Genomic DNA, 15,556 nt, shown 5'->3' on the forward strand with positions numbered 1-15,556 from the left:
TTGGCACCGGATTATGTTTCCGGCCTGCTACTGGGTGAGATGCCGGATGGCAGGACCCGCGTGGTGATCCGGATTCTGGGCGCACGGCACCTGGTTCAGGCGGTGCTGACTGTCCGCGGCGGGCGCTCTGCCCACCTTGTCGGAGGCAGTGTGGATGTGGTCCACGCCGCGAGTATGGCCGGGGTCGCCGTGTTGGATAGCCGTCATCGGAGGTCTGCGGGAGTCAGCGCGGCGCTTGCGTTGGTTTTCGCGGCGGGGGAGTTCGGATGATCATCGTCAGCGGTGTTGCTTGCGCGCCTGGCAGCGGCGCCGGTCACACGTGCAGGTCGATGGTGAACCTGCCGTCTTCGGTGCCTTCGCCGCCGTCCGCCGCGGCAAACGCGTCCATTCCCAGCGCCGTGGCGCCGCGCAACTCGTTTGTCATCCGTCCCATCACCGCGGCAACGGCGTTTCGCCGGTGCTCCAGGACGGTGTTGACCAGCGACGCGCCTTCAGGGGTCAGGGACAACTCCACGTACCGCCGGTCCGCGGGGTCATCGCGCCGCGCGATCAGTCCGGCATTGACCAGCCGGTCGCAGGTGCGGGTGGCGTTGGACGGGTGGACCCCCAGTTCCATGGCTACCGCACCGAGATTTTGCGGTCCGCGCGAGGCAATCATTACCAGCACCCGCAGCTGGGGGCTGGTGACAATGTCTTCGACTTCGACAACTGACTGGGCCACGACACGCAGCAGGACGTTCGCGGCCCTAAGGACCGCATCGATCTGGGCGTCGGCGCGCTCGTCGCTGTTTCTTTCCACGCACCCCAGTATTACCCCGGTGCTTGCGGAGCAGCAAAGTTTGCCCAGCGGCACGTATTTTTCCTGATTGCGGAGGAGCGCACCATGAAGCATGCACCCGAAAGGGAAATGACCCACCTCGTTGATCGCCTGGTCCGCAACGTGAAAACGGGCAGATTCGAACGGTCTCTTTCCGGGCTCACCGCAGCGGGGGCCTTGGTGACAGCGGCAGAAATCTACTTCGAACATGACAAGGCCAGCTTCGGGAACAAATGGATGTGGCTGCCCGTGGCGCTTGGTCCGGTGGGCGCCGCGGCCGGGCTTGCCGGGGTCTTCAGCCGCAGGATGGCCAAAACTGTATTGCCGATCGCCAGTGCCGCGATAGTGGCCAATGGGCTGCAGGGAACCTATCTGCATGCCCGGGGAATAGCCCAAAAACCGGGCGGATTCTCCAATCTGCGCTACAACCTGGAGATGGGACCGCCGCTGCTGGCGCCGCTGCTGGTGACATTGGTCGGCGGCATGGGGCTGCTGGCTTCCGTTCTCAGGCGGGAGCGATGAGCCGGCTTCCCCTGGATAGGGGCGCCGGTGGTGGCCGGTACCCGGGATTCAGCACGCTCGCCCAGTCCGGCCATTGGGACCGGGCAACCGCGGGCGTGGTCCTGGGCCGGCTGGCGCGACCCGCCGACATCCGTTTCTTCACCCCGGCCGAAGAGGCCACTGCCAGGGCACTCTTTGACCAACTCCTTGACCAGCATGCCGAGCCCCGCGTCCCGGTCGTTAACTTCGTCGACGCGCGCCTGGCCGAGAACCAGACCGACGGCTGGCGCTTCGAGGACATGCCTGAAGACGGACAGGCCTGGCGGACATCGCTGTCGGCGCTGGACCGTGCGGCGGAAGAGGCGTTCAACCAGACGTTCGCCAGCTGCAACGACGACCGGCAGGCCGACCTGCTCCGGACCGTCAGGGACCTGGGCGCTTCGTCATGGCAGGGCCTGCCGGCCGGACGCGTGTGGGGGCTGTGGACCCGCTACGCGTGCACAGCCTTTTACTCACATCCGTGGGCGTGGGACGAGATCGGATTCGGGGGGCCCGCGTACCCCCGCGGGTATAAAAATGTGGGACTCAACCGGCTGGAACCGTTCGAAGTGGCCGATACCAGACCCACGGAGGACCCCGTGGCGCTGGACGGTGGAACCCGGAGGTGAGCCACGTGCGGAGCGTGCGGAGCCGTAATGAATCCGCGTGGCTGCTGCCGGCCGGCCCGGGCAGCAACCACCGGCTGCGCGATGACATGCGCGTGTTCGATGACCGTGACGAAGTGGACATCGTTATCGTGGGGTGCGGAGCGGGCGGCTCAACCATGCTGCAACGGCTGGCCCGCGCGGGATGGCGGGCGGTCGCCCTCGATGCTGGCCCGTTCTGGGACCCTGAGCGTGACTGGGTGAGTGACGAGGCCGGCTCGCATCAACTGTATTGGACCGATCCGCGCGTGATCGGCGGTGATGACCCCGTGCCCCTCGGATCGAACAACTCAGGCCGCGGGGTGGGTGGCTCCATGGTGCACTACGCCGGATACACGCCCCGGTTCCACCCCAGCGACTTCCGCACCTTCACCACGGACGGCGTCGGCGCCGACTGGCCCCTGGACTACGCGGATCTGCGTCCCTTTTATGAGGACATCGAAGGGGAACTCCCGGTGGCCGGAGAACCCTGGCCGTGGGGCGATCCGCACCGGTATCCGCACCGGCCTCACCCCGTCTCGGGCAACGGAGAGCTCTTCCTCCGCGGTGCACGCGCCTGCGGGATCACGGCCAAGGTCGGTCCGGTCGCGATCGCCAACGGCCGCTTCGGCAACCGGCCACACTGCATTTACCGGGGCTTTTGCCTTCAAGGCTGCAAGGTGAACGCGAAGGCCTCGCCCCTGATAACCCACATTCCGGACGCACTCGCCCACGGCGCCGAAGTGCGGGCCGATTCGATGGTGACCCGCATCGGCTTCGACGAAGGGACCGGCAGGGCCACCGGTGTCCACTACACCCGGCACGGGCGGGAACGGTTCCAGCGGGCGCGGATGGTGGCCGTCGCCGGATATTCGATCGAAACACCGCGTCTCCTGCTGAATTCGACCTCAGCGAGATTCCCGCAGGGTATGTGCAACGACTTCGACCAGGTCGGCCGGTACGTGATGGTCCAGGGCGCGCCGCAAACGGCGGGCCGGTTCGACGCGGAGGTACGCATGTGGAAGGCTCCGCCGCCGGAAGTCAGCACTGAGGACTTCTATGAAACGGACCCCACCAAGCCCTACAAGCGCGGATTCTCCATTCAGACCGTTTCGCCGCTGCCCATCACCTGGGCCGAGCACGTCTCCGCCCAGGGACATTGGGGAGCGGACTTGCGCCGCTACATGAGCGACTTTCCGCATTGGGCCTGCCTGGGCGCGCTGTGCGAATTTCTTCCGCTGGAAGGAAACCGTGTCACCTTGGCGGAGGAAAAAGACCGGACCGGGCTGCCGGTTGCCGAGTTCAGCTACAGCCAATGCGAGAACGACCGGCAACTGATGGGCGCCGCGCAGGATGTCATGGAGAAGATCCTGAAAGCTGCAGGCGCGGACGAAGTCATGACCATCAAACGCTTCGCCCATCTGGTGGGCGGGGCGCGGATGGCTGCCGACGAACGCCATGGCGTGGTCGACCAGATGTGCCGCAGCTTCGCCGTTCCGAACCTGTTCATCACCGACGGCAGCGTGTTGCCGACACAGGGAAGCGCGAACCCGGCGCTGACGATCATGGCGGTGGCGGCCCGCGCCGCCGAAAGACTGAGCACTGGAAGGGAAACTGATCATGGCATCACAGACAGTTGCTGATTATTTGCTGGCCCGGCTCCGCGAATGGGGCGTGGACAAAGTTTTTGCTTTTCCGGGGGACGGCATCAACGGGTTGCTCGCTGCCTTCGGGAAAGCCGGCAACGAACCGAAATTCATTCAGGCCCGACACGAAGAAATGAGTGCCTTCGAAGCCGTCGGCTATGCCAAGTTCTCCGGCAAGGTCGGGGTCTGCATGGCCACCTCCGGCCCGGGCGCGATCCACCTGCTCAACGGGCTGTACGACGCGAAACTGGACCACGTGCCGGTGGTGGCGATCGTCGGCCAGACAGCCCGCAGCGCGATGGGAGGCTCCTACCAGCAAGAAGTGGATCTGCTGAGCCTCTTCAAGGACGTGGCCTCCGAGTACCTCCAGATGGTCACGGTCCCCGAGCAGCTCCCCAACGTCCTGGACCGGGCCGTACGGATAGCCCTGGCAAGGAAGGCCCCGACGGCGGTCATCATCCCGTCCGATGTCCAGGAATTGGAGTACACGCCACCGACGCACGCCTTCAAGATGGTTCCTTCCAGCCTCGGCATCCGTTGGCCTGAAATCCAGCCCAACGACGACGCGATTCGCGGCGCGGCCCAGCTGCTCAACGAGGGAAGCAAAGTGGCCATGCTCATTGGCCGGGGGGCCCGTGGCGCGGCCGCGGAGGTCCGCCAGGTCGCGGAATTGCTGGGCGCAGGCGTTGCCAAGGCGCTGCTCGGCAAGGACTCCCTGCCCGACGATCTTCCCTATGTGACCGGATCAATCGGCCTTCTCGGAACCCGCCCCAGCTACGAAATGATGCGCGACTGCGACACCCTGCTGACCATCGGATCAAGCTTCCCCTACACCCAGTTCATGCCGGAAGAAGGGCAGGCGCGCGGTGTCCAGATCGACATCGACCCAGGCATGATCGGACTGCGGTACCCCTACGAATTCAACATCGTCGCCGATTCCGCCACCGCCCTGCGGGCATTGATTCCGCATCTGCAGCGGAAACAGAACCAGTCCTGGCGCGCAGACCTGGAAACGAAAATCACCCGGTGGTGGGAGACCATGCGCGCCGAGGCCATGGTCGAAGCCAGCCCCATCAACCCCATGCGGCTCTTCTCCGAGCTCTCCGACCGGCTGCCTGACGACGCAATCCTCACAGCAGACTCCGGATCCGCGGCCAACTGGTACGCCCGGCAACTGAAGTTTCATGGCCACATCCGCGGCTCCTTGTCCGGCAACCTGGCCACCATGGGACCGGCGGTGCCCTACGCCATTGGAGCAAAATTCGCCCACCCCGCACGTCCTGTGATCGCCTTCGCCGGGGACGGTGCCATGCAGATGAACGGCATGGCCGAGCTCATCACCATCCAGCGCTACTGGCGCGAGTGGACTGATCCCAGGCTCATCGTTGCGATCCTGCACAACGATGACCTGAACCAGGTGACCTGGGAAATGCGGGCCATGGGAGGGGCCCCGGCGTTCCGTGAATCCCAAGCCCTTCCCGACGTCGACTACGCGGCTTTCACGTCCAGCCTCGGGCTGCAGGGCATCAGCGTGGGGTCCCCCGACGAACTCGGGGACGCATGGGAGAAGGCACTCGCAGCGGACCGGCCGACCGTTCTGGATGTGCGCACAGACCCGGACATCCCGCCAATCCCGCCCCACGCCACCCTGGAACAGGCACTCAACAGCGCAAAAGCGGTCATGAAGGGCGACGACAGCGGCTGGGGCATCATCAAAGAAGGCGTCAAAGCCAAGGCCCAGGAGTTCCTCCCGCACAAGAAGGATTGACCGTCATGATCGATTCAAGCCTTCAGCTGGGACGTCTTGACGTCTCGGCCTACACGGTGCCGACCAGCGCGCCGGAGGGCGACGGAACCTTGGCGTGGGACGCCACCACCATCGTCCTGGTCCAGGCCGTGGCCGGCAGCTGGACCGGCATCGGCTGGACCTTCGCGCCGGGGGCCTGCGCGGCGCTGATCAAGGAGACCCTGGAACCGGCCGTTACCGGGCTCAACCCTTTCGACGTTCCTGCAGCGGCCGAAGCCATGGCCCGGGCGGTGCGCAACACTCCACGCCCCGGACTGGCCGGCTACGCGATCTCCGCCGTCGACTGCGCGCTCTGGGACCTCAAGGCACGGATCCTCGGCCTTCCCCTGCACCGGCTCCTCGGGGCGGCGCGGGCGGAGGTGGAGATTTACGGCAGCGGCGGGTTCACCACCTATTCAGAGGCCCAGCTCCGACGCCAGCTGGAGGGCTGGACCGGCCAGCAACAGATCCCGCGGGTCAAGATCAAAATCGGCGAGGACCGCGGCGCGAACACGGCCCGCGACCTCCTCCGGATCCGTCAGGCACGGGACACCATCGGGCCGCACGTCCAGCTGTTCGTCGACGCCAACGGCGCTTACACCGCCAAGCAAGCCGTTCGGGTTTTCGACGCCGCGGCAGAGCAGGATCTGACGTGGTTCGAAGAACCGGTATCCAGCGATCACCTTGAGGGGCTTCGCCAGGTCCGGCAGTCTGTCACGGCGGATGTCGCAGCCGGCGAATACGGTACGACCCTGTTCTATTTCCAGCAGATGTGCGGCGCCGGCGCCGTTGACTGCCTTCAAGTGGATGTGAGCCGCTGCGGGGGAATCACGGAGTGGTTCCGGGCCGCCGCGGTAGCCGCGGCCCACGGCCTGGAAGTCTCCGGGCACTGTGCACCGAACCTGACCGTGCCCGCGGCTGCAAGCACCCGCAATTTCCGTCACCTGGAGTGGTTCCACGACCACGTCCGGATCGAGGAGATGTTCTTCGACGGGACGCCCGATCCACAAGGAGGCAGCGTTCGGCCCAGCGACGACCGGCCCGGCAACGGACTCATTTTCCGGGCCCTGGACGCCGAACCATACCGAATCTAGGCCGTGGAGCAGAAGGAGCCAGCTTGAAACACTCAGCTTTTCAGGGACGCAGGCACGCCGGTACGGGCCTGGCGGACACCTGATGACACCAGCCCAGCCCGATGGCGGGGAAGTCTTCTTCCCGCCCCAGGTTCTGCGCGACTATGCCCTGCTGGCGGACGGTGAACGGGGCGCGGTGATCGGCCCGCGCGGTGACGTTGTCTGGCTGTGTGCCCCGCAATGGGATGACCCCGCCGTGTTCTCGTCCCTGGTGGGCGGCGCCGGGGCATTTTCCGTGACACCCCTGAACCCGCGCTATGTGTGGGGAGGGCACTACGACGACGGCACACTGATCTGGAACAGTCGCTGGGTCACCACGGACGGCATCGTCGAATGCCGCGAGGCCCTCGCGATGCCGGGGGACCCCGCCCTGGCGGTGCTGATGCGTCATATCCGGGTTGTATCGGGCACCGCGCCGGTCCGGGTCCTCCTGCACCCCCGGCCGGGCTTCGGCCGGTGCCGGGTGGACCTTTCCAACGGCGGGGACGGTGTGTGGTCCGGTGAGGGCGGCGGACTGCACCTTCGCGTCAGCGGGATGGGCCGGGCAAACGCGAACGATGGCGTGCTGCAACAGGATGTGCAGCTTAGGCCCGGAGAGGAACACCACGTCGTGATGGAGCTTTCCGCCAGGCCGCTACCGACCCGGCCGCCCGTCCCTGCGGATCTCTGGACGGCCACCGGGCGCGCCTGGGCCACAACGGTACCTGCAATGAACGGGACTGTTGCCCCTGCCGACGCCCGCCGGGCTTACGCGGTCATGCGCGGGATGACCGGCGCAACCGGTGCCATGGCCGCAGCCGCCACCATGGGCCTGCCGGAGCGTGACGAGGCAAAACGCAACTACGACTACCGCTACGCCTGGATCCGGGATCAATGCATTGCCGGCCAGGCCGCCGGTGCCGGCGGAGCCACCGGCCTCCTCGACAGCTCGGTGCACTTCGTCAGCGAACGGTTGCTGGCGGACGGAACCAGCCTCAAACCCGCTTACACCGTCCGCGGCGGCAGGGTCCCGGACGAGCACACACTCGACCTTCCGGGTTACCCGGGCGGGACGGACAAGGTCGGCAACTGGGTAAACGGGCAATTCCAGCTGGACAGTCTCGGCGAAGCCCTGCTGCTTTTCGCCACCGCCGCCCGCCATGACCACCTCGACAACAGGCACTGGCACGCAGTGGAGCAGGCGGTGGCGGCCATAGAGGAGAAGTGGGCCGAGCCGGATGCCGGCATCTGGGAACTCGAGAACGAACGGTGGACCCATTCACGGCTGATGTGCGTCGCCGGCCTCAAAGCCGTCTCCCGGTATGCCCCCGCCACCCAGGTCTCTGCCTGGGGACCACTGGCAGACAGGATTCTGGCACATACAGCCGACACCTGCACGCACCCCAGCGGCAGATGGCAACGATCGGCCGACGACGAGAGGATCGACGCGGCACTGCTTCTTCCCGCCATCCGCGGAGCCGTCCCCACCGGCGACGGCCGCTCCCTCGCCACGGCAGCGGCCGTGAGGAAAGAACTCCTCGATGATGGATACGTTTACAGGTTCAGGCACGGGCCAGGCCCCCTGGCGGACGCCGAAGGCGCCTTCCTCCTGTGCGGCTTCTTCTTGGCCCTGACCGAACATGAGCAGGGCAACACCACAGACGCATTCAGACTCTTTGAACGCAACCGGGCCGCCTGCGGTTCCCCGGGACTGTTCACCGAAGAATACGACGTCGAACAGCGCCAGCTGCGCGGCAACTTCCCCCAGGCGTTCGTCCACGCCGCCATGCTCGAAACAGCTCACCGCCTCGCCCGGCCGGCGGCACCATGACGACAGTTAACACACCCTCTTGCAGGAGGACACCGCCACTGGGGAGTGTCCGTTTAACGGTGGATTCACCGTTGGCATTTAGTTGATTCTTCCGTCGAAGCTGATGGCGAAGGCATTCAGGGCCGGCTTCCACCGTGAGGCCCATCGTGCCCTGCCTTTGCCGGTCGGGTCCAGTGCCCGGGTCGCCAGGTACAGGCATTTCAGGGCCGCCTGCTCGGTGGGGAAATGGCCCTTGGCCCGGACCGCGCGCCGGTAGCGGGCATTGAGGGATTCGATGGCGTTGGTGCTGCAGATGACCCGCCGGATTTCGACGTCGTAGTCCAGGAACGGCACGAACTCGCTCCAGGCGTTCTCCCACAGCCGGGTCACCGCCGGGTACTGCCGGCCCCACTTGGTCGAAAACTCTACGAACCTTTCCTTGGCCGCGGCCTCGGACGGTGCCGTGTAGACCGGGCGCAGATCACGGGACATCTCGTCCCAGTACTGCCGGGCCGCATACCGGAAGGTGTTCCGGATCAGATGCACGATGCAGGTCTGGACGACGGCGAGTTCCCACACGGTGTTGATGGCCTCCGGCAGGCCTTTGAGTCCGTCGCAGACCGTGATGCAGACGTCCTCCACGCCGCGGTTCTTGATCTCGGTCAGCACCGAGAGCCAGAACTTTGCGCCTTCGCCGCCGTCCCCGGCCCATAGCCCGAGGATGTCGCGTTCACCGTTGACGCTGACACCGATAGCGACATAGACCGGCCGGTTCGTGACCTGCCCGTCACGAATCTTGACGTGGATAGCGTCGATGAACACCACCGGGTAGACGCGGTCCAGCGGCCTGTTCTGCCACTCGGTCATCTCGCCGATGACCTTCTCGGTGATCCTCGAGATCGTGTCCTTCGAGACCCTGGCGCCGAACACCTCGGCGAAGTGGGCTGCGATTTCTCCGGTCGTGAGCCCTTTCGCGCTCAGCGACAACACGATCTCGTCGACTCCCGTCAGCCGGCGCTGGCGTTTCTTCACGGTCTGCGGATCGAACGTCGCACCGGTGTCCCGCGGCACGTCGATCTCCACCGGCCCGATCTCCGTCATGACGGTCTTGGTGCGGGTGCCGTTGCGGGAGTTCCCGCTCCCGCGCCCGGACACGTCGTGTTTTTCGTATCCGAGGTGTTCGTCCATCTCCGCTTCCAGAGCGGTCTCCAGGACGTTTTTCGTCAGCCGGTTCAACAGCCCGTCCGGGCCGACGAGATCGATACCCTGCTCTTTGGCCTGGGCCAGGAGCTGCTGCGCTAACTCTTGCTGATCCAATTCAGTCGCCATGGGATCCATGGTTCCGCTCATGATCAGTCCTCCCCGCCAGGCATCGCCCGGTGTGTCTGGCCAACCCTGAATCCACCGTTATTCAGACACTCCCCGCCACTGACCATACGGAGGCCGAGATATTTCGACGAAAACTGAGACCAGCCGCAAGTCACCTTGCGGAAAATTGGCTGGCGGGGAGCAGTTGTTCGTTGTGAACCGGTGTGTGTGACATATAGGGGCAGGGCGCTTCGATCGTGGAACGGCTGTCGTTCGTGTCCGGCCCTTTGCTGCCCGGCGGCCTACTGGCCAAGCAGGGAGACGGCGTGGGCGATGACGAGTGCGAGCAGCACGAATCCTCCGAAGGCCTCCAGTCCCATCAGGGATTTTGCCCGGGCCGAAAGGGGCATCGTGTCTGTGGGGCTGAATGCCATCGAGTTGGAAAGGGAGAAGTAGACGTAGTCGACAAATGAAGCCGTCCAGTCCGTCTTCACGGAGGACCGGGCGGCAACTTCCTGCACTGCGTCGTGGTCTTCGTCCTGGGGGAACCGGAAGTCTGCCCGGGGCAGCTCATGGCGCGTGGCGTGGCGCCGGGTGACCGGACCGCCCCGGTCCAGTTCCCAGTAGACCAAGGCGAACGCGATGACGTTTGTCACCCATACCTGAAGGGCCGCGAGCAGCAGCGTTGGCCCGTTGCTGTTTCCGGAGTTCGTGAGGAGAATGACCAGTTGGACGAGTGCTGCCTCGTTGGCCACGACAAGCAACAACGCCTGGCCGACGGAAAGATGCCTTGACCAGCGGGTTTCGCGGACCAACCTGCGTGGATTCAGGATAATGAGCGGAATCAGCAGGGCCAGGCCGACGACAACAACGGAGTAGCGTACCGCCGGAAGGAACGTCGTGGGCAGCGTGGCGTATAGCGCCAGTGCGATGAGAAGGCCGATGACGGCAGGCCAACGGTGTTCCGCCCGGGCCTGCCGTTCATTGTGGGTGGTCATGGTCAGGAGTGTAGGTCCTGGGCCGGGACGGGAGCCGCAGAGTCGACTTTTGGTCCGCCCGGCGTGGCGCCGTTCGGTTCGAACGGTACACGCATGCTCGACCCTAGGCGGTACGGTTCAGGCCAAGAGGGGGCATGGTCCTGCCGGCACTTCACCACTGGGCCAAGCAATGTGATCTGCGACACAAGGGTGCGCGACCTGAATCACAACAAATTCAGATAATTTCCTTGCGCATTCAGGAGTAGCCTGTTATACGTCACCAGCAATGGTGCTGGTGTTGACCAAGGAGTCGTGCCATGAGTGTCGAATCAAGCTCCGCGGCGGGGACCGTCCCGGCGGGAGGTGGTCGCAGGGCTGAAAATCCCGTACCAGCCCAAGACGCAGTTGTTTCTCCACAGGGGAGCACCAGCCCACCCTTTGCCGATCCGGCAGCTTTGGGTCTGGGCGCTTTCGCAATGACCACGTTTGTCCTCAGTGTCATCAATGCCGGCCTGATCCCCAAAGCAGTCGAACCCGTTGTCCTGGGACTGGCACTGTTCTACGGCGGCATGGCGCAGTTCGCCGCCGGAATCTGGGAATTTGCCAACCGCAACGTTTTCGGCGCGACGGCGTTCTGCTCGTACGGAGCCTTCTGGCTGTCCTTCTGGTTCCTGAGCCAGTTCAGCGCGGGCAGTCTTCCGGCAGCGGACGCCGGCAAAGCTGTCGGCCTCTATCTTCTGGGCTGGGCAATCTTTACCGCCTATATGACCGTTTCAGCTTGGCGCGTCAGCATGGGTGTCTTTGCCGTTTTTGTCTTCTTGACCCTGACCTTCATTGCGCTGTTTCTCGGCGCCTTCTTCGGGGCAGCCGGGCTGTCGATGCTGGGCGGCTGGCTGGGCATCGTGACGGCGCTGATTGCCTGGTACTGCTCCCTCGCGGTGGTCGCGAACTCCACCTACAAGCGGACTGTGCTTCCGGTGGGACGACGGTGACAGGCCATGGCAGCAGACCCAACAGAATCGGATGAGACCCTCGCAAACCTGTTGCACGAGCAGCGGCGCTTTCCTCCGGACGCCGGCTTTGCGGCGCAGGCCAACGCTACATCGTCGGACTATGACGAAGCTGCCGGCGACAGGCTGGCGTTTTGGGCGCGGCAGGCGGAGCGGCTGGACTGGTCCCAAAAATGGAGTGAGGTCCTGGACTGGTCGAATCCGCCATTTGCCAAATGGTTCGTCGGGGGCAGGCTCAATGCCGCGTACAACTGCCTTGACCGGCATGTAGCTGCCGGCCGCGGGGACAAGGTCGCCTACTACTTTGAAGGAGAAGCCGGGGACACCCGTGCCATCACCTATGCCCAGCTCACCCACATGGTCTGCCAGGCGGCGAACACGCTGACCGATCTGGGCGTCAAGCCGGGAGACCGGGTTGCCATTTACATGCCGATGATCCCGGAAACCGTCGTGGCTATGCTGGCCTGCGCACGAATTGGAGCACCGCACACCGTCGTGTTCGGCGGGTTTTCCGCGGACGCGCTCCGGACGCGGATCCACGACTGCGACGCGCGGATCGTCATAACGACCGACGGCGCCTACCGCCGCGGCAAGGCCAATGGGTTGAAGCCCGCCGTCGACGAGGCCCTGCTGGACTGTCCGGACGTTCGCAACGTCCTGGTGGTCCGCCGCACAGCCCAGGAGGTCGACTGGACACCGGGCCGTGATATTTGGTGGCATGACTCGGTTGAGCTGGCTTCCGCCGATCACGACGCCGAGGCCTTCGACGCTGACCATCCCCTGTACGTGATGTACACCTCCGGCACCACGGGCAAGCCCAAGGGCATCCTGCACACCACTGGGGGCTACCTCACGGCGTGCGCCTACACCCACTGGGCGGTGTTCGACCTAAAGGCCGAGACCGATATTTTCTGGACAGCCGCGGACATCGGCTGGGTCACCGGGCACAGCTACATCGTGTACGGTCCCTTGGCCAACGGTGCCACCTCCGTGCTGTACGAGGGCACGCCGGATACCCCGCACCAGGGCCGCTGGTGGGAAATCATCGACAAGTACAAAGTCTCGATTCTCTACTGCGCCCCGACCGCCATCCGTACCTTCATGAAATGGGGCGCCCAGATACCGGCCAAGTACAGTCTCAGGAGTTTGCGCGTGATCGGAACCGTGGGCGAACCGATCAACCCGGCGGCCTACATCTGGTACCGCGAGAACATCGGGCACAACCACACGCCCGTGGTGGACACCTGGTGGCAGACCGAGACCGGAGCCATCATGATCAGTCCGCTCCCGGGAGTCACAGCGGGTAAACCGGGCGCCGCCATGAGGACGTTGCCCGGGGTCGTGGCCGACGTCGTCAATGACGCGGGCGCACCGGTTGCCAACGGCTCCGGCGGCTATCTGGTCCTCAGGGAACCCTGGCCATCCATGTTGCGCACCATCTGGGGTGACAACGACCGGTACGTGGAGACGTATTGGTCACGGTTCCCGGGGCTCTACTTTGCCGGGGACGGCGCGAAGAAGGACGAGGACGGGGATATTTGGCTTCTCGGCCGGGTGGACGACGTGATGAACGTGGCAGGACACCGGCTCTCGACGACGGAGATCGAATCGGCGCTCGTCGCCCATCCGAAGGTGGCCGAAGCCGCCGTCGTCGGCGCCCTCGACGACACCACCGGGCAGGCCATCGTCGCCTTCGTCATCCTGCGCAGCGATGCGGGCGACGGCGGACCGGAGGTCGTGCAGGAGCTGCGCGACCATGTAGCCAAGGAAATCGGCAAAATCGCCCGGCCCCGGCAGATCATGGTGGTCACCGAGCTGCCTAAAACCCGGTCCGGGAAGATCATGCGACGGCTCCTCAAAGACGTGGCGCAGGACAGGCCGATCGGGGATGTCACCACCCTGGCCGACTCCTCAGTGATGGATCTGATCAAAGCCGGCATGCCAGGCGGCGCCGCCGGCCCGCACTAATTGCCAGGTCGAGGCGTTCAGCCGGGGCCTTCAACGGGAGAGATGACATGGATGACTTCCTCGCTTACCTGGATACTTCGGAGGTCCGCTCCGGCAAACTTGAGGAACTGGTAGTGGCCGGAGGCGACGGAATTCCTTCACATGTCGGTCGGGATCGGTCCAAGGACGATGGTGTGGGCGGTGTGGTCGCGTTTGGTGGCCAGGTAGCGGGCATTTGCGGAGGAGAGGTGGACCCGGGTGGGCACGCGTTCGGCCACAGCGACGCCGTTGGCCTCGAGCTGGAGGGCCTTGTCGGGGTTGTTGCTCAGCAGCCGGATCCGGTGCGCTCCGACGGCGAGCAGCATCTGGGCCGCTGCACGATAGTCCCGCTCGTCCTCACCGTGGCCGAGGGCGACGTTCGCGGCGTAGGTGTCGAGCCCGCGGTCCTGAAGGGAGTAGGCGTCGAGCTTCTCGTAGAGTCCGATGCCCCGGCCTTCCTGCCTCAGATACAGCAGGAAGCCGCCCTCACCGGCGATCCGCTCGGCCGCCTCGCGGAGCTGTGGGCCGCAGTCGCACCTCTGCGATCCCAGGACGTCCCCGGTGAGGCATTCGCTGTGAGGGCGCACCAAGGGGGCGGCAGCCGCGGCGAGGGCGCCGTGCCAATCACCGAGCCCCAGCAGCAGGTGCTCCTTGCGGTCCACCAGATCCCGGAAAGTGAACGCATCTGCGGTCGTGGCGAAGCCGTCGGTGAACCTGAGAGGGATACGCACCCGGGTACGCACCAGGGCCCCAGGGGGAACCGAGCGCTCCCGTCCGGCGGATCCAAACGAGGCTGAGTCGGCGGACGCCGTGCCGACACCGTCCATTCCAGCCCCCGGTCCTGTTGCAGTGAGTCGTTCCGTGGACATTGAGCCCCTCCTTCTGGGATTTGGAATCGCGGCGTCTGGTTTTTGGCGATGACCTTTCCGTCGTGAATTCGATTGCGCTCCTGGTCCGCGCACATCGTCGCGAGGTGGCGCGGCCTCAGGCCTGGACCGACGTCCGCAGGCCCTCACGCTCCCCGGAGCGCTGCGGGTTGAGGCGTGCGTAGTGCCGGCCCTATCGTCGGCGGACCTCGATTTGACCGTCGTTGAGCCGCGTTTCGTATGCGGGCTGCGGGTGGCTGGCTGGCCCGCGCACGACGCTCCCGTCGTTGAGGCGAAAGGTGCTTCCGTGCCAGGGGCAGGTGACACAGCCGTCGGCGATTTTCCCTTCATCCAGTGGGCCGCCCATGTGGCTGCACATGCTGTCCAGGGCGTGAATCTGGGTGCCTGCGCGGTGCAGCAGCAGGGAGACGCCGGCAATGTCCACCTTGCGCTGGTCGCCGTCGGGCAAGTCATTCTCACTGAGCGCAGGTGTCCACTTCGTAGGGCCGTTCCTGTCTGCGGTCTTGTTGACGTTCACGGCGCTGGCATAGGTGAGATGTCCGCCGAGGAAACCGCCGAACATCAGGATCCCGAACCCAGCCATGCCCAGTGACTTTCCGACACCGCGGTGTCCGCGCGCGCGGGCCACAGCGGAGATTGTGTAGAGGCAGAGGGCTGTGCTGTTTGCGACCGCGTGAACTAGCCCTGTTCTCCTTGCCTTCCCCTGGGTGTCCGACCAGTCGTTGAGCCCGGCTGCCGCAGTGGGAACAGCAGCGGCAATGCCCGCGCACACCAGGATGTCGGCGGCGGGGGCGGAATCCACGCCCCCTATCGTGTCAAGGAGCATTGCCATGGTCCACGCTCCGATGGGCAGATCCGTGAGGACCGGATGCAGCGGATGGCCCAGGGCGGTGCCGCTGACGATGTTTCGAACAGTGCGCGCCCGCACTGCCCGCCCGACCGCGGCGGCAACGGCTGAAGCCACCCCGTCAAGCCGCTCGGAATGTTCTATGGCGGCGACCACGGAATTCAGCGGGTTCACGGCAGCTCCTCT

13 protein-coding genes are annotated in these 15,556 nt (G+C 65.2%); 8 read left to right on the forward strand and 5 right to left on the reverse strand.

Annotated elements, in window-relative coordinates; all coding sequences use genetic code 11:
- Positions 1 to 313: 313 nt before the first annotated feature.
- Complete coding sequence (locus AC1DNG_RS16485) at positions 314 to 799, reverse strand: MarR family transcriptional regulator (RefSeq protein ID WP_476851091.1); 486 nt, start codon at positions 797 to 799, stop codon at positions 314 to 316.
- A gap of 108 nt (positions 800 to 907) precedes the next feature.
- Between AC1DNG_RS16485 and AC1DNG_RS16490 the strand changes: the two genes are divergently transcribed.
- From AC1DNG_RS16490 to AC1DNG_RS16515, 6 genes are all read left to right on the forward strand, one after another.
- Positions 908 to 1,339: a hypothetical protein gene (locus AC1DNG_RS16490; RefSeq protein ID WP_476887804.1), complete on the forward strand. Its 432-nt coding sequence runs from the start codon at positions 908 to 910 to the stop codon at positions 1,337 to 1,339.
- Positions 1,336 to 1,986, forward strand: coding sequence for a gluconate 2-dehydrogenase subunit 3 family protein (locus AC1DNG_RS16495; RefSeq protein WP_441410672.1), 651 nt, complete (start codon positions 1,336 to 1,338; stop codon positions 1,984 to 1,986). Before AC1DNG_RS16490 ends, AC1DNG_RS16495 begins: the two co-directional genes overlap by 4 nt.
- The gene (locus AC1DNG_RS16500; protein ID WP_476851089.1) at positions 1,983 to 3,644 is read left to right on the forward strand and encodes a GMC family oxidoreductase; all 1,662 of its coding nucleotides are present in this window, start codon (positions 1,983 to 1,985) and stop codon (positions 3,642 to 3,644) included. Before AC1DNG_RS16495 ends, AC1DNG_RS16500 begins: the two co-directional genes overlap by 4 nt.
- On the forward strand, positions 3,622 to 5,415 hold the full coding sequence (locus tag AC1DNG_RS16505) for a thiamine pyrophosphate-requiring protein (RefSeq protein WP_476851088.1): 1,794 nt from the start codon (positions 3,622 to 3,624) through the stop codon (positions 5,413 to 5,415). The genes AC1DNG_RS16500 and AC1DNG_RS16505 overlap by 23 nt, the downstream gene beginning before the upstream one ends.
- A 5-nt stretch (positions 5,416 to 5,420) precedes the next feature.
- On the forward strand, positions 5,421 to 6,527 hold the full coding sequence (locus tag AC1DNG_RS16510) for an enolase C-terminal domain-like protein (protein WP_476851087.1): 1,107 nt from the start codon (positions 5,421 to 5,423) through the stop codon (positions 6,525 to 6,527).
- An 82-nt stretch (positions 6,528 to 6,609) separates the two neighbouring features.
- Complete coding sequence (locus tag AC1DNG_RS16515) at positions 6,610 to 8,376, forward strand: glycoside hydrolase family 15 protein (RefSeq protein ID WP_476851086.1); 1,767 nt, start codon at positions 6,610 to 6,612, stop codon at positions 8,374 to 8,376.
- Positions 8,377 to 8,454: 78 nt separating this feature from the next.
- Here the strand turns inward: AC1DNG_RS16515 and AC1DNG_RS16520 are convergent, their stop codons facing one another.
- Positions 8,455 to 9,693, reverse strand: coding sequence for an IS256 family transposase (locus AC1DNG_RS16520; protein ID WP_476851112.1), 1,239 nt, complete (start codon positions 9,691 to 9,693; stop codon positions 8,455 to 8,457).
- A gap of 272 nt (positions 9,694 to 9,965) precedes the next feature.
- A complete protein-coding gene (locus AC1DNG_RS16525) occupies positions 9,966 to 10,661 on the reverse strand; it encodes a hypothetical protein (protein WP_441410677.1) in 696 nt (231 codons plus the stop codon).
- Between the two features lie 296 nt (positions 10,662 to 10,957).
- On the opposite strand from AC1DNG_RS16525, the gene AC1DNG_RS16530 reads away from it, so the two are divergent.
- Positions 10,958 to 11,632: an acetate uptake transporter gene (locus AC1DNG_RS16530; RefSeq protein ID WP_476851085.1), complete on the forward strand. Its 675-nt coding sequence runs from the start codon at positions 10,958 to 10,960 to the stop codon at positions 11,630 to 11,632.
- Between the two features lie 6 nt (positions 11,633 to 11,638).
- Complete coding sequence (acs, locus tag AC1DNG_RS16535; RefSeq protein WP_476851084.1) at positions 11,639 to 13,618, forward strand: acetate--CoA ligase; 1,980 nt, start codon at positions 11,639 to 11,641, stop codon at positions 13,616 to 13,618.
- A gap of 137 nt (positions 13,619 to 13,755) precedes the next feature.
- Here acs and AC1DNG_RS16540 read toward each other — a convergent pair whose 3' ends face one another.
- Both AC1DNG_RS16540 and AC1DNG_RS16545 read right to left on the reverse strand, forming a co-directional pair.
- The gene (locus tag AC1DNG_RS16540; protein WP_476851083.1) at positions 13,756 to 14,505 is read right to left on the reverse strand and encodes a GTP cyclohydrolase II; all 750 of its coding nucleotides are present in this window, start codon (positions 14,503 to 14,505) and stop codon (positions 13,756 to 13,758) included.
- Between the two features lie 190 nt (positions 14,506 to 14,695).
- On the reverse strand, positions 14,696 to 15,544 hold the full coding sequence (locus AC1DNG_RS16545) for a Rieske (2Fe-2S) protein (protein ID WP_476851082.1): 849 nt from the start codon (positions 15,542 to 15,544) through the stop codon (positions 14,696 to 14,698).
- Between the last annotated feature and the right edge of the window lie 12 nt (positions 15,545 to 15,556).

Source organism: Arthrobacter sp. 01T425 (assembly GCF_056398725.1).

What these genes read in the sequence shown, in the direction of transcription:
- AC1DNG_RS16515 (WP_476851086.1), top strand. Translation starts at nt 6,610, where the DNA reads ATGACACCAGCCCAGCCCGATGGCGGGGAAGTCTTCTTCCCGCCCCAG.
- AC1DNG_RS16505 (WP_476851088.1), top strand. Translation starts at nt 3,622, where the DNA reads ATGGCATCACAGACAGTTGCTGATTATTTGCTGGCCCGGCTCCGCGAA.
- acs (WP_476851084.1), top strand. Translation starts at nt 11,639, where the DNA reads ATGGCAGCAGACCCAACAGAATCGGATGAGACCCTCGCAAACCTGTTG.
- AC1DNG_RS16495 (WP_441410672.1), top strand. Translation starts at nt 1,336, where the DNA reads ATGAGCCGGCTTCCCCTGGATAGGGGCGCCGGTGGTGGCCGGTACCCG.
- AC1DNG_RS16540 (WP_476851083.1), bottom strand. Translation starts at nt 14,505, where the DNA reads ATGTCCACGGAACGACTCACTGCAACAGGACCGGGGGCTGGAATGGAC.
- AC1DNG_RS16490 (WP_476887804.1), top strand. Translation starts at nt 908, where the DNA reads ATGACCCACCTCGTTGATCGCCTGGTCCGCAACGTGAAAACGGGCAGA.
- AC1DNG_RS16510 (WP_476851087.1), top strand. Translation starts at nt 5,421, where the DNA reads ATGATCGATTCAAGCCTTCAGCTGGGACGTCTTGACGTCTCGGCCTAC.
- AC1DNG_RS16525 (WP_441410677.1), bottom strand. Translation starts at nt 10,661, where the DNA reads ATGACCACCCACAATGAACGGCAGGCCCGGGCGGAACACCGTTGGCCT.
- AC1DNG_RS16520 (WP_476851112.1), bottom strand. Translation starts at nt 9,693, where the DNA reads ATGGATCCCATGGCGACTGAATTGGATCAGCAAGAGTTAGCGCAGCAG.
- AC1DNG_RS16530 (WP_476851085.1), top strand. Translation starts at nt 10,958, where the DNA reads ATGAGTGTCGAATCAAGCTCCGCGGCGGGGACCGTCCCGGCGGGAGGT.